At 59.7% G+C, this 13,513-nt stretch carries 8 protein-coding genes; all 8 read right to left on the bottom strand.

Translation table 11 applies throughout. The features are described from left to right. Positions 1-125 precede the first annotated feature (125 nt). Positions 126-269: a hypothetical protein gene (locus tag AXF13_RS17130; protein ID WP_190276343.1), complete on the bottom strand. Its 144-nt coding sequence runs from the start codon at positions 267-269 to the stop codon at positions 126-128. A gap of 411 nt (positions 270-680) precedes the next feature. Beyond that, positions 681-2,750, bottom strand: coding sequence for a methyl-accepting chemotaxis protein (locus AXF13_RS10290; RefSeq protein ID WP_062253057.1), 2,070 nt, complete (start codon positions 2,748-2,750; stop codon positions 681-683). Next, positions 2,747-3,010, bottom strand: coding sequence for a hypothetical protein (locus AXF13_RS16790; protein ID WP_150116153.1), 264 nt, complete (start codon positions 3,008-3,010; stop codon positions 2,747-2,749). The genes AXF13_RS10290 and AXF13_RS16790 overlap by 4 nt, the downstream gene beginning before the upstream one ends. 1,037 nt (positions 3,011-4,047) lie before the next feature. Next, the gene (locus AXF13_RS10285) at positions 4,048-6,168 is read right to left on the bottom strand and encodes a HAMP domain-containing methyl-accepting chemotaxis protein (RefSeq protein WP_062253056.1); all 2,121 of its coding nucleotides are present in this window, start codon (positions 6,166-6,168) and stop codon (positions 4,048-4,050) included. 194 nt (positions 6,169-6,362) lie between these two features. Further along, positions 6,363-8,483: a HAMP domain-containing methyl-accepting chemotaxis protein gene (locus AXF13_RS10280; protein ID WP_062253054.1), complete on the bottom strand. Its 2,121-nt coding sequence runs from the start codon at positions 8,481-8,483 to the stop codon at positions 6,363-6,365. Between the two features lie 192 nt (positions 8,484-8,675). Further along, positions 8,676-10,418: a methyl-accepting chemotaxis protein gene (locus tag AXF13_RS10275; RefSeq protein WP_062253052.1), complete on the bottom strand. Its 1,743-nt coding sequence runs from the start codon at positions 10,416-10,418 to the stop codon at positions 8,676-8,678. A 39-nt stretch (positions 10,419-10,457) separates the two neighbouring features. After that, the gene (locus AXF13_RS16785; protein ID WP_150116152.1) at positions 10,458-10,694 is read right to left on the bottom strand and encodes a DUF3915 family protein; all 237 of its coding nucleotides are present in this window, start codon (positions 10,692-10,694) and stop codon (positions 10,458-10,460) included. 491 nt (positions 10,695-11,185) lie between these two features. Beyond that, on the bottom strand, positions 11,186-13,306 hold the full coding sequence (locus tag AXF13_RS10270) for a HAMP domain-containing methyl-accepting chemotaxis protein (protein ID WP_062253050.1): 2,121 nt from the start codon (positions 13,304-13,306) through the stop codon (positions 11,186-11,188). Between the last annotated feature and the right edge of the window lie 207 nt (positions 13,307-13,513).

Here is a 13,513-nt window from a genome sequence, read left to right as displayed (position 1 = left end):
TTACTACTGTTTGAAAAATCGGTATGCCCCAGAAACAGCTAGAGCCCTGAGGGGAAGATGCGGTTTGGCCGTCCGTATCTGCCTCTCAGGGCTGCGAACATCGGAAGAGGAGCGAGAGACATTAGTTACTGCTGCTCTCTCTCTCTCTCTCTCTCTCTCTCTCTCTCTCTCTCTCTCTCTCTCTCTCTCTCTGGCCACAAGGAAAAGCCACGCCGGATATCCGCCGCCTGGCGATGCAGGAGAAGAGGCTGTCCGGTTATGCGTTTCATCATATTTCCTTGAGCGGAAAACGGCCGCCGGGGTCGCCGGTCCAAAACGCCGCTCCACGCGTTTTTCCATGTTAGTGGTCTTGAGCGAAAGAATTTTGTGCAGTTATGTTGTCCTATATCGGATTCTGGAAAGATAACTTTAGTTGATTTTGAACGTATTCAGAAGAATTTTCAAAATATAAATTCTGTAACAACATCTTAATGAAAGGTAAAAAAATATTAGATACGATGATAAATATATCGCATATGATAAAATGCATTTTTTACAAAATGTCGTGGATTATTCCCCCAAAAAGAAGGAGGGCGCGCCCCGCTGTCCACTTCGGGGCGCGCCGGGAAAGGCGCGTGCTGTCCATACGCGCCCGTTTGCGGTCGGAGTATGCGCTGCCTCCGGCCGCAATTTTGTCAATATCAGGCCTGTTTCAGCTCCCGGATCAGCTCCGTGAGCGTCTGGGCCTGTGCGGCCAGGCCGGACACGGCCTTGGCGGCCTCTGCCATGGCTTCGGCTGTCTGGCGGGACATGTCGTTGACCTGGACAATGGACTGGTTGATTTCCTCGCTGGCGGCGGACTGCTCCTCGCTGGCCGTGGCGATGGCGTTGACCTGGTCCGCCGTGGCTTCCACGGTGGCCACAATTTCTTCCAGGGCCGAGCCGGATTGCCCGGCGAGCTCCGTGGCTTCGCCGATGCGCGCCACGGACCGCTCCACGCCTTCCATGCTTTTGGCCGTGCTTTCCTGGATGGCCTTGATGGCGTTGCCCACGTCGTTGGTGGAGGCCATGGTTTTTTCGGCCAGCTTGCGCACCTCGTCGGCCACCACGGCGAAACCGCGCCCGGCTTCGCCCGCGCGGGCGGCCTCAATGGCGGCGTTCAGGGCCAGGAGGTTGGTCTGGTCCGCGATGTCCGAGATGACGGCCATGATCCGGCTGATGTCCTGGGCGTGCCCGTTGAGCTGGACCATATCTTCCTTGAGGGCCAGGGACATCCGGTGCACATCCTCAATGCCGCGCACGGCCTTTTTCACCACCTGCGCGCCCGCCTCGGCCTTTTGCTTGGTTTCGGCGGAGGCCGTGGAGGCGGAACCGGCGTTTCTGGCGACTTCCTGGACCGTGGCGTTCATTTCATTCATGGCCGTGGCCGCCTCGGAGAGGCGGGTGGCGGACTCGTCCGCGCCCCGGTCGGACTGCTCGATCTGGGCGGACAACTGGGTGGAGGCGGAGGAAACCGCGCTGCCCACCTGTTCCAGCTTGTCGGCGGCCACCAGCATGGCCTGGGTCTTGGCCTGGGCTTCCCTGCCGGCCTGTTCGGCCTGCCGCATGGCTTCCTCGGCCATGCGGGAATGCTCCTTGGCCTTTTCCGACTCCTGGTGGGCGGCGGCGATCATTTCCTTGAGGTGGGCCACCATGCTGCGCAGGGCGTCAAAAAGCGTGCCCAATTCATCGTTGCGGGTTATGGTGAGTTGTTTGTCCAGATCGCCCTCGGCGATGGCCTTGGCGCACGCAACGCACTGCAGCAGGTCGCGGATAATGGGCCGGGTGACCAGAAAGATGATCAGGCCCACAATGGCCGCACCGGCCAGCATGATGCCCAGGGCGGCATTGCGGATATGGGCCGTGGTTTCGTTGATTTCCGAGAAGTCCAGGCAGGTGACGGCGATCCAGCCGGATTCCGGGTCCAGCCGGAAGTTGAGCAGGCGGTCCACGCCCGTGTCGGTGGTGTAGCGCAGGGTTCCTTGGGGAGAGGCCAGCACCTGGCGTCCCCATTCCACCTTCTTGGCGTCGAATTCCTGGATCAGTTTGGCGTCGGGATGGGCCAGCATCAGGCCGCCGTTGTCCACAATATAGGCATAGCCGGTTTTGCCGATGCGCACGCCCTCAATGGTGCTGGCGACGACGTCCCGGCAGGGCAGGATGGCGTAAAGCACCCCGGCGGGCTTGCCGGCGGCGTTCAGCAGCGGCGTGGAGACCACCATGGCCTTGTCGTGAATATCCATGCTCATAAGCGGTTCGGAGATGACTGTTTCGCCCTGCATGGAGTCGTGGAAATAGGCGCGTTTGCCGATATTTACCTTGCCGATGGCCTCTTTGTTGCTTCCCGCCACCACCAGGCCGTCGGGCCCGGCGATGTTGACCACCGGGAAGGAGGCGTACATCTTGGCGAAGCCTTCAAGAACCCCCTGGGCCAATTGCGCGGCCTCCGCCAGATCTGCGGGATCGGTTCCCGCCCGGCCCCCGCTCAGAATATTGGCCAGGGAGCGCAGCCGGGCCGTGGCGGCCATGGCCCGCACACTGTCCTTATAATTGACGGCGGCGTTGTTCACGCCTTTGAGCAGAACGCTGTTGCTCACGTCCAGTTGCTGCCGGAAATTATCCTCCAGGCGGCTGGCGATCATCTCGGCAACCAGCAGCGTGCTGCACAGAATCAGAATGACAAGGGCCGTCAGGCTGGGCAACAGGAGCTTGTTTTGAATGGTGAGTTTCATGCTTCCCCCCCAGTGAACGTTTTGTGTGCCGCGCCCAAAAAAGGCCAAAGCCCCGCACTGTCGCCGGAGACGCTTTGGCCCGTATGCGCGCCCACAAAGCAAGTCAGATTTTTGTTAATTTCGTCTCTCTCTCTCTCTCTCTCTCTCTCTCTCTCTCTCTCTCTCTCTCTCTCTCTCTCTCTCTCTCTAGTGGAAAGCTGACAAGAGGGGTCAAATGCCCCGCAACAGGAAAAATGATGCATGTTATTTGACCTGTTCATTGAAGTATCCTGAAAAATTTTTATGCCCACAGTATAGTCATTCCTGTTATTGAAATGATTTTTTGCTGTCCATGACATCCGGCAATCAGACATACCGAAACGCCCATAAAAAAAGAAGCGGGGCGTCAGGAGAACACCCCGCTTCCAGAAGCGCGCCCCGCTGTCCACTTCGGGGCGTGCCGGGGAGGCGCGTGCTGTCCATACGCGCCTGCTTGCGGCCGGGAAATGCGCTAACCCCCCGCCGCAAATGTTCGAACCGCGCGGCTTCCAACTTCAATAGCAGAAGTCCGGCTCACGGTTTTGATGTAATGTTTCCGATTTCGTCCGCGATGCAATGCGGCGACGAAAAAAACACGCAAAAAACGGCGGTATGCCGCGCGCGAAGCACGCATCATACCGCCGCTAAACTGGGTCAGCCGATAAAAAAGGAAAAAAATCGAGGAATTACTCTCTCTCTCTCTCTCTCTCTCTCTCTCTCTCTCTCTGCAGGCAATTCAGCGCGGCGCCTGGATGCCCCGCGCCGTTACGAAGAGAAAATATGGTTATGGATCTCTTCATTTCACACTGCCTTCTGCAAAAAAATATTGCGCTGCCGTCCGCTTCCCGGAGGCGCGGGGAACCATCTCAGGCCTTTCAAACCGCTGCCCGGCGGGCGGAATGGGCACAAAACGCTTTGTATTTGCTTATCGGAAAATTGATGCATTTACTTTAGTTCCTCAATAAATATTTACCAATATCGGGGATAACGCAAGTGAAGAATGTCGCAAAGCTGACTAAAAATTTTTATTGGATAATATAAGTATACTTTTTTCTAAGTATATTCAACTAGTTGAAAAAGTATACGAAATATTCGGCCGCCCCGCGCATATGGGCTTGCGGGTTCGCATTCCACCCGGGAATGAGCGCCGCCGCGCGGCTGCCGGTCGCAAAGAAGGCGCGCCCCGCTGTCCTGGGGCGCGCCTGGGTTGGGGAGCGTGCTGTCCAAACGCCCCCCGTTGCGGCCGGGGTATGCGCTACTCCCGGCCGCAAAGTTCCGGCTATGCCGTTTTCAGTCCCTGGATCAGACCCGTGAGGCTCTGGGCCTGTGCGGCCAGGCCGGACACGGCCTTGGCCGCTTCGGCCATAGCCTCGGCGGTCTGGCGGGACATGTCGTTGACCTGGACGATGGACTGGTTGATCTCCTCGCTGGCGGCGGACTGCTCCTCGCTGGCCGTGGCGATGGCGTTGACCTGGTCCGCCGTGGTTTCCACGGTGGCCACAATTGCTTCCAGGGCCGCGCCGGATTGCCCGGCGAGCTCCGTGGCTTCGCCGATGCGCGCCACGGACCGCTCCACGCCTTCCATGCTTTTGGCCGTGCTTTCCTGGATGGCCTTGATGGCGTTGCCCACGTCCTGAGTGGAGGCCATGGTTTTTTCAGCCAGCTTGCGCACCTCGTCGGCCACCACGGCGAATCCGCGCCCGGCATCGCCCGCGCGGGCGGCCTCAATGGCGGCGTTCAGGGCCAGCAGGTTGGTCTGGTCCGCGATGTCCGAGATGACGGCCATGATCCGGCTGATGTCCTGGGCGTGCCCGTTGAGCTGGACCATATCCTCCTTGAGAGCCAGGGACATCCGGTGCACATCCTCGATGCCGCGCACGGCCTTTTTCACCACCTGCGCGCCCGCCTCGGCCTTCTGTTTGGTCTCGGCGGAGGCCGTGGAGGCCGCGCCCGCGTTTCTGGCGACTTCCTGGACCGTGGCGTTCATTTCGTTCATGGCCGTGGCCGCTTCGGAAAGACGGGTCGCGGACTCGGCCGCGCCCCGGTCGGACTGCTCGATCTGGGCGGAAAGCTGGGTGGAGGCCGAGGAAACCACGCTGCCCACCTGTTCCAGCTTGTCGGCGGCCGCCAGCATGGCCTCGGTCTTGCCCCTGGCCTCCTGGCCGGCGGCTTCGGCCTGTTCCATGGCTTTCAGCGCTTTCTGGGATTGCTCTTCCGCTTCCCGCGACTTTTTTTCAGCGTCTTGGATTTTTTCGTTCAGGGAATCGACCATGCTGTCCAACGACGCGGAAAGCTGGCCGATTTCATCCCTGCGGTCCAGGCCCAGGCGCTGGTCCAAGCGCCCCCCGGCCACGGCCTGCGCGAAACGCAGGGCCTGGGCCACCGGCCCGGTGATGGAGCGGGTCAGGCCGAAGCCCACGCCGACGGCGATGAGCAGGGTGATCACGCAGATGACCAGGGTCACGGCAATGGCGTTGTCCACAGCCTCGGCCACCTGGGTCATGGCCTTGTTCTGCATCTTGTCGGCGGCGTCGGCCACCTGCTGCATGAGCGAGAGGGTGGCTTCACGCGCCGGGGCGCGCGCGGCGGTCAGTTTTTCCTGCTCGTCCCTGAGTTGCTCCATGCTGGCCTGCACATCGCGGAAGTCCTCGACTCCGGCACGCAGTTTTTTCATAATCTGCAGAATGGTCGGGTTGCGGAAATCCTTGATGATGGAGTCTCCAGTCTTGAGCAGGGCCGGAAAACGCACGGGCAGGTTGTCTTTGGAATAACTCCTGTTCTGTTCGACCAGGCTGCGCATCATGCTCATCCGGATGATATTGAGCTGGTCCCGGATCTGGTTGACGCCACGGACCAGTGGCGCGACCCGGATCAATTCATTCAAGTCCTGCGTGCGCATGGCTTCCTGCTGCACCTTGTCCTGCTCGGCAACAATGGATTCCACTTCATTGAACAACTTCTCTCCGATCTTGATCATCTTGGTGCGCAAAGTCACAAACTGTTCATTGGTGTCGTGCGAGGCGCGGATGGTCTTTTCCAGCAGGTCGTAGGATTCTTTGGCCTTGGCCGTGCGCCCGCCGTTCAGGCTCGGGTATTTGGCCAGCAGGGCGTCCATGTCGGAGAAATTTTGCCCGATGGTCCGGAAAACGCCTTCCAGTTGCGCATAGCTCTCTTTTTTGTCTGTAAGCAGATAGTCGTTCATCAGCGCGGGAACGCGCAGGATATTGCTGTTCAATTGGGTGGCGATATCCTGCAGCGGCAGGTATTCGTCCCTGAGTGCTTCCGTTTCCTTGTCCACCTCCTTCAGCAGCCTGGAGGACAGGACGCTGAGAATGACGATCAACAGGATGATCGTGCCCAGACCGGCCGCCATTTTAACCCAGATTTTGAGATTCTTCACCGAACTTCTCCTTAAGTTATGGACAACTTTTCCCGGCGCGGCACGGCCAATATGGGGGATTTTTTCGTGGGCGGAACGGCATCCTTGTCCTCATACTCACACAGAATGCCGTAAATCTTCTGTTGACGCTCTTTGAATCCGGCGCGGACGAGGACTGAACGGGCGGGTCCGCCGCCCGTTCAGGCGAACATCCATCAGGCCTGTTTCAGTTCCTGGATCAGATTGGTAAGCCCCTGGGCCTGTGCGGCCAGGTCGGACACGGCCTTGGCGGCCTCTGCCATGGCTTCGGCGGTCTGGCGGGCCATGTCGTTGACCTGGACGATGGACTGGTTGATCTCCTCGCTGGCGGCGGACTGCTCCTCGCTGGCCGTAGCGATGGCATTGACCTGGTCGCCGGTGGCTTCCACGGTGGCCACGATCTCCTGGAGAGCCTGACCGGACTGGCTGGCCAGTTCCGTGGCCTCGCCGATGCGCTCCACGGCCTTGTCCACGCCGGTCATGCTTTTGGACGTGCTTTCCTGGATGGCCTTGATGGCGTTGCCCACATCCTGAGTGGAGGCCATGGTCTTTTCCGCCAGCTTGCGCACCTCGTCGGCCACCACGGCGAAACCGCGTCCGGCGTCGCCCGCGCGGGCGGCCTCAATGGCCGCGTTGAGGGCCAGCAGGTTGGTCTGGTCCGCGATATCCGAGATCACGCCCATGATCCTGGTGATGTCCTGGGCGTGCCCGTTGAGCTGGGTCATGTCGTCCTTGAGTTCCAGGGAGAGTTGGTGGACCTGGTCAATGCTGCGCACGGCCTTTTCCACCACCTGGGCCCCGGCTTCGGCTTTCTCCCTGGTTTCGGCGGAGGCGGCGGAAGCGGAACCGGCGTTCTTGGCCACTTCCTGGACCGTGGCGTTCATTTCGTTCATGGCAGTGGCCGCTTCGGAGAGACGGGTCGCGGACTCGGCCGCGCCCCGGTCGGACTGCTCTATCTGGGCGGAAAGCTGGGTGGAGGCCGAGGAAACCACGCTGCCCACGGTTTCCAGCTTGTCGGCGGCCGCCAGCATGGCCTGGGTCTTGCCCCTGGCCTCCTGGCCGGCGGCTTCGGCCTGTTCCATGGCTTTCAGCGCTTTCTGGGACTGCTCTTCCGCTTCCCGCGACTTCTTTTCAGCGTCTTGGATCTTTTCGTTCAGGGAATCGACCATGCTGTCCAGGGACGTGGAAAGCTGGCCGATTTCATCCCTGCGGTCCAGGCCGAGGCGCTGGTCCAGGCGCCCGCCGGCCACGGCCTGGGCGAAACGCAGGGCCTGGGACACCGGCCCGGTGATGGAGCGGGTCAGACCGAAGCCCACGCCGACGGCGATGAGCAGGGTGATCAGGCAGATGACCAGGGTCACGGCAATGGCGTTGTCCACAGCCTCGGCCACCTGGGTCATGGCCTTGTTCTGCATCTTGTCGGCGACCTCGGCCACCTGCTGCATGAGCGAGAGGGTGGTTTCACGCGCCGGGGCGCGCGCGGCGGTCAGTTTTTCCTGCTCGTCCCAGAGTTTTTGCATTTTGTCCTGCACATCCCGGAAGTTCACGATGTTCGCGCGCAGTTTTTTTAGAATTTCCTGGATGGCCGGTTTGACGATCTGCGCGCTCAGAGCGTCCACGTGCTTGAGCAGGGCCGGAAAACGCACCGGCACATTGTCTTTGGCATGACTTCTGTTCTGCTCGACCAGGCTGCGCATCATGGACATCCGGATGATGTTGACCTCGTCCAGAATGATGTTCCCCTCGCCGATCAGGGGTACGACCCTGGTCAATTCCTCCAGGTTCTGGGCGCGCAGGGCCTCATCCTGTATCTTGTTCTGTGCCTGAACGAAGGCGGCCGCCTCCTGGAGCAGTGCCGCGCCGGTTTTGATCATGCTTGCGCGCAGCGTCACAAACTGTTCATTGGTATCGTGCGAAGCGCGAATGGTTTTTTCCAGCAGGTCGTAGGATTCTTTGGCCTTGGCCGTGCGCCCGCCGTTCAGGCTCGGGTATTTGGCCAGCAGGGCGTCCATGTCGGAGAAATCCCGCCCCACGGTCTGGAAAACGCCTTCCAGTTGCGCATAGCTCTCTTTCTTGCCCGTGAGCAGGTAGTCGTTCATCAGTGCGGGAACGCGCAGGATGTTGCCGTTCAATTGGGTGGCGATATTCCGCAAGGGCAGATATTCGTCCCTGAGTGCTTCCGTTTCCTTGTCCACCTGCTTCAGCAGCCTGGAGGACAGGACGCTGAGAATGACGATCAACAGGATGATCGTGCCCAAACCGGCCGCCATTTTGACCCAGATTTTGAGATTCTTCACCGAATTTCTCCTCAGTTATGGACAACTTTTCCCGGCGCGGCACGGCCGGCACGGGGGTTTTTCGTGGGCGGAACGGCATCCTTGTCCTCAAACTCACGCGGGATGCCGTAAATCTTCTGCTGGCTGCTCTTTGAATTCGGCGCGGACGAGGCCTGAACGGGCGGGTCCGCCACCCGTTCAGGCGAACATCCGTCAGGCCTGTTTCAGTTCCTGGATCAGATTGGTAAGCCCCTGGGCCTGCGCGGCCAGGTCGGACACGGCCTTGGCGGCCTCTGCCATGGCTTCGGCGGTCTGGCGGGCCATGTCGTTGACCTGGACGATGGACTGGTTGATCTCCTCGCTGGCGGCGGACTGCTCCTCGCTGGCCGTGGCGATGGCGTTGACCTGGTCGCCGGTGGCTTCCACGGTGGCCACGATCTCCTGGAGAGCCTGACCGGACCGGCTGGCCAGTTCCGTAGCCTCGCCGATGCGTTCCACGGCGTTGTCCACGCCGGTCATGCTCTTGGAGGTGCTTTCCTGGATGGCCTTGATGGCGTTGCCCACATCCTGAGTGGAGGCCATGGTCTTTTCGGCCAGCTTGCGCACCTCGTCGGCCACCACGGCGAAACCGCGTCCGGCCTCGCCCGCGCGGGCGGCCTCAATGGCGGCGTTGAGGGCCAGGAGGTTGGTCTGGTCCGCGATGTCCGAGATCACGCCCATGATCCTGGTGATGTCCTGGGCGTGCTCGTTAAGCTGGGTCATGTCGTCCTTGAGCTCCAGGGACATCTGATGGACCTGGTCAATGCTGCGCACGGCCTTTGCCACCACTTCGGCTCCGGCTTCGGCCTTTTCCCTGGTTTCGGCGGAGGCGGCCGAAGCGGAACCCGCGTTTTTGGCGACTTCCTGGACCGTGGCGTTCATTTCGTTCATGGCCGTGGCCGCCTCGGACAGGCGCTGGGCGGACTCGGCCGCGCCCCGGTCGGACTGTTCGATCTGGGCGGAAAGCTCGGTGGAGGCGGAGGAGACCACACTGCCCACCTGTTCCAGCTTGTCGGCGGCCACCAGCATGGCCTCGGTCTTGCTTTGCGCTTCCTTGCTCGCCGCTTCGGCCTGTTCCATGGCCTCCTGGGCTTTGCGGGACTGTTCCCTGGCATTTTCAGATTCACGTTGGGCGTTTTCAATATTTTGCTTCAGGGCATTGACCATTTCCACAATGGCCCCGTAGACGCCCATTTTTTTACTGCCGTCGTCGATATTGTAGTCGCCGTCCACCACCCGCAGGGCAATGCCGTTGAGCTCGCCGGGGTCCTTGCCCAACTGGCGCACGGTGTTGCGCACGATCAGCACGGTGAGCAGCACGGCGATCAGAATGGCCAGCACGGTCAACGTAGTGCCGATCATATTGCTGTTTTCGTACATGGCGTCGCCTTCCGCGCTTCTGGTCTCTGCATTTTTACGGGCTTCGGCCACAAGCTGGTTGAGTTGCGCGCTCAAGTCGACATAGTCCTTGCGCGAGTCGCCCAGCAGCAGTTTAACAGCCTCTTCCGTATGGTTCTCGCGGGAGATGGTCAGCAACTTGTCGGAGATGCTGAAATAACCGTTCAGATGGGCGGTAACCTTGTTAAAGGTTGCCTTGAGCGGGCCGCCCTCTCTGATGAGCTTGTTGAGCCCGGCCAGATAGCCGGTGACGGCTTTTTTCCAGTCGGCCAGCTCTTTTTCATTGGCCTGCATTATAGCCGCATCCGTGGCGTAGATATGGCGCACTTCCACAATGCGGTATTCCGAAACGTCATTGTTCAGCTTGCCCGCCAGATCAATGATCGGGACGTTCCTCTCCGCAAGGACCGTGGACATCTCGTTGACGCTGCCCATCTGCACCAGCAGATAGGCGGCCAGAATGGCGATCAGCACGATCAATGAGCCCATGCTGGCGGAAATTTTAGTGGACAGTTTCATGTGCGCTTCTCCTTTGAGTTCGGGGGGTCATGGGCCGTATTAGGGAAGGACTGGCCGGCAGGGGGGGCCGGTCACAAACAAAAAAAGCCCGCTTCTCCCCAGGCCGGGAGAAGCAAGGCTGATAACGGCGGAACCGGTTAAGAGGCGGGGATTGACCCCGTTACTCTCTCTCTCTCTCTCTCTCTCTCTCTCTCTCTCTCTCTCTCTCTCTCTCTCTCTCTCTCTCTCTCTCTCTCTCTCTCTTGCCGCAAAGAAGGGCCGCGCAGGGCCGGTCACAGCGATTCAGGGAGAGGAGGGGATGCCCGTTTAACTGTCTCATGCCACTCCTGCGCGGCGAACAGCTTTGAACGCTGTCCGGCACGGGCCAATGCCTGAAATATAACCCGTTTCTGATCCATGGGCCTGTCGCCCGGAACGCCGCTCTCCGCATTCTCGCTGTCGCGCCTGCGCAGCCTGGCGCCGGCAGGGAATTGGCACATAATTACCAATTACATCGCATATCGTAAGAAAATAAACTATCTTTAGTGGAAAATGCAGTATTTATAAAATTAAGTAAAAAATGAGAAAAATTCATAAACTATGGCGTGTTATTTTCCTATAAAAAACAGTGCGGTGTAAAATGAAAACAAAATATTTGCTGAAAAATTAAATCATTATATTTCATAAACAGCAACGGATGTAACAATAAAAAAAGACGCCCCGCTGTCTGTTGCGGGGCGTCCTTATCGGCAGCCGGAAGAAGAGAGCTGGCTGCGGGATCGAGCTTGTTATGCTTCTTTCAGTTCCTGGATCAGGTTGGTCAGGCTCTGGGCCTGTGCGGCCAGGTCGGACACGGCCTTGGCCGCTTCGGCCATGGCTTCGGCGGTTTGGCGGGCCATGTCGTTGACCTGGACGATGGACTGGTTGATCTCCTCGCTGGCGGCGGACTGCTCCTCGCTGGCCGTGGCAATGGCGTTGACCTGGTCGCCGGTGGCCTCCACGGTGGTCACAATTTCTTCCAGGGCCGCTCCGGATTGGCCGGCGAGTTCCGTGGCTTCTCCGATGCGTTCCACGGCCTGATCCACGCCGGTCATGCTCTTGGCCGTACTTTCCTGGATGGCCTTGATGGCGTTGCCCACATCCTGAGTGGAGGCCATGGTCTTTTCCGCCAGCTTGCGCACCTCGTCGGCCACCACGGCGAAGCCGCGCCCGGCATCGCCCGCGCGGGCGGCCTCAATGGCCGCGTTGAGGGCCAGCAGGTTGGTCTGGTCCGCGATGTCAGAGATCACGCCCATGATCCTGGTGATGTCCTGGGCGTGCCCGTTAAGTTGGGTCATGTCGTCCTTGAGCTCCAGGGACATCTGATGGACCTGGTCAATGCTGCGCACGGCCTTTGCCACCACCTGGGCCCCGGCTTCGGCCTTTTGCTTGGTCTCGGTGGAGGCATTGGAGGCGGAACCGGCGTTCCTGGCCACTTCCTGAACCGTGGCGTTCATTTCGTTCATGGCCGTGGCCGCCTCGGACAGGCGCTGGGCGGACTCGGCCGCGCCCCGGTCGGACTGTTCGATCTGGGCGGAAAGCTGGGTGGAGGCGGAGGAAACCACATTGCCCACGGTTTCCAGCTTGTCGGCGGCCACCAGCATGGCCTGGGTCTTGCCCCTGGCCTCCTGTCCGGCGGCTTCGGCCTGTTCCATGGCTTCCTGAGCTTTCCGCGACTGTTCTTCAGCTTCCTGGGACTTCTTTTCGGCGTCGTTGATTTTTTCGTTCAGCGAATCAACCATGCTGTCCAGGGCTTCGGAAAGCTGGCCGATTTCATCCCTGCGGTGCAGGCCCAGGCGCTGGTCCAGGCGTCCTCCGGCCACGGCCTGGGCGAAGCGCAGGGCCTGGGCCACCGGCACGGTGATGGAGCGGGTCAGGCCGAAGCCCACGGCCATGGTGATGAGCAGGGTGATCATGCAGATGGCCAGGGTCACGTTTATGGAGTTGTTTACAGCCCCGGTCATATGGGACATGGCCGTGTTCTGCATTTCGTCGGCTCTGTCGACCACCTGCTGCATGAGCGTGAGGGTGGCTTCACGCGCCGGAACGCGTGCGGCGGTCAGCTTTTCCTGCTCGTCCCAGAGCTGCTGCATACTGATCTGCACATCGCGGAAATTCACGACGCTGGCGCGCAGCGATTTCAGGATTTCCTGAATGCGCGGGTTGAAAACCATTGTGTTCAGATCGTCCACGCGCTTGAGCAGAGCCGGAAAACGCACGGGCACATTGTCTTTGGCATAGCTTCTGTTCTGTTCGGCCAGGCTGCGCATCATGCTCGCGCGGATGGCGTTGACCCCGTCCAGAATCAGGTTGGCTTCACGGATCAGCGGCAAGATTCTGTTCAATTCCGCTGTGTCCTGCGCGCGCAGGGCCTCCTGCTGCATGGCCCCTTCCGCAGCGACAAAGGCCGCCACTTCCTGGACCAGTTTCGCGCCGGTATTGATCATGTGAGTGCGCTGAGCCATGAACTTTTCATGGGTGTCGTGCGAAGCATGGACGGTTTGTTCCAATGCATCATAAGCCGTTTTGGCTTTGGCCACGAACCCGGCGTTCAAATGCGGGAACCTGGCCTGCAGGTCCGCCATGTCGGCGAATTTCTGCCGTATGGTTTTGAAGACATCTTCCAGGTGCTCATAGGTCTCTTTCTTGCCCGTGAGCAGGTAGTCGTTCATCAGCGCAGGAACACGCAGGACATTAGCGTTCAACTGGGTGGCAATGTCCTGAATGGGCAGGTATTCATCCTGAAGGGCCAGCGCCTCCTTGTTCACCCCGCGCAGCAGGGAGGACGTCAAGACGCTGAGGACGGCGAGCAGCAGAATGATCGCGCCCAGCCCGATTGCCATTTTCATCCAGATTTTGAGATTTTTCATTACGCTCCTCCTTAATTGCAGATAGCTTCCTTCCGGCGCAGCACGGCTTAGACGGCCAGAATGGCGATCAGCACGATCAATGAGCCCATGCTGGCGGAAATTTTCGTAGACAGTTTTGTGTCGAATCTCCTCTCTTGAAGTATGTGCGGGCCCCGCCGCTGATCCGATACGTCCGGTTGAACGCGCCTGTACCCGTAAATACAAAAA

Source organism: Desulfovibrio fairfieldensis (assembly GCF_001553605.1).
GTDB classification, from domain to species: domain Bacteria; phylum Desulfobacterota; class Desulfovibrionia; order Desulfovibrionales; family Desulfovibrionaceae; genus Desulfovibrio; species Desulfovibrio fairfieldensis.
The sequence above is the reverse complement of the archived record's forward strand: the minus strand, read 5'-3'. Positions and strand labels throughout refer to the sequence as shown.

What these genes read in the sequence shown, in the direction of transcription:
- AXF13_RS17130 (WP_190276343.1), bottom strand. Translation starts at nt 269, where the DNA reads ATGAAACGCATAACCGGACAGCCTCTTCTCCTGCATCGCCAGGCGGCG.
- AXF13_RS10290 (WP_062253057.1), bottom strand. Translation starts at nt 2,750, where the DNA reads ATGAAACTCACCATTCAAAACAAGCTCCTGTTGCCCAGCCTGACGGCC.
- AXF13_RS16790 (WP_150116153.1), bottom strand. Translation starts at nt 3,010, where the DNA reads ATGAACAGGTCAAATAACATGCATCATTTTTCCTGTTGCGGGGCATTT.
- AXF13_RS10275 (WP_062253052.1), bottom strand. Translation starts at nt 10,418, where the DNA reads ATGAAACTGTCCACTAAAATTTCCGCCAGCATGGGCTCATTGATCGTG.
- AXF13_RS10270 (WP_062253050.1), bottom strand. Translation starts at nt 13,306, where the DNA reads ATGAAAAATCTCAAAATCTGGATGAAAATGGCAATCGGGCTGGGCGCG.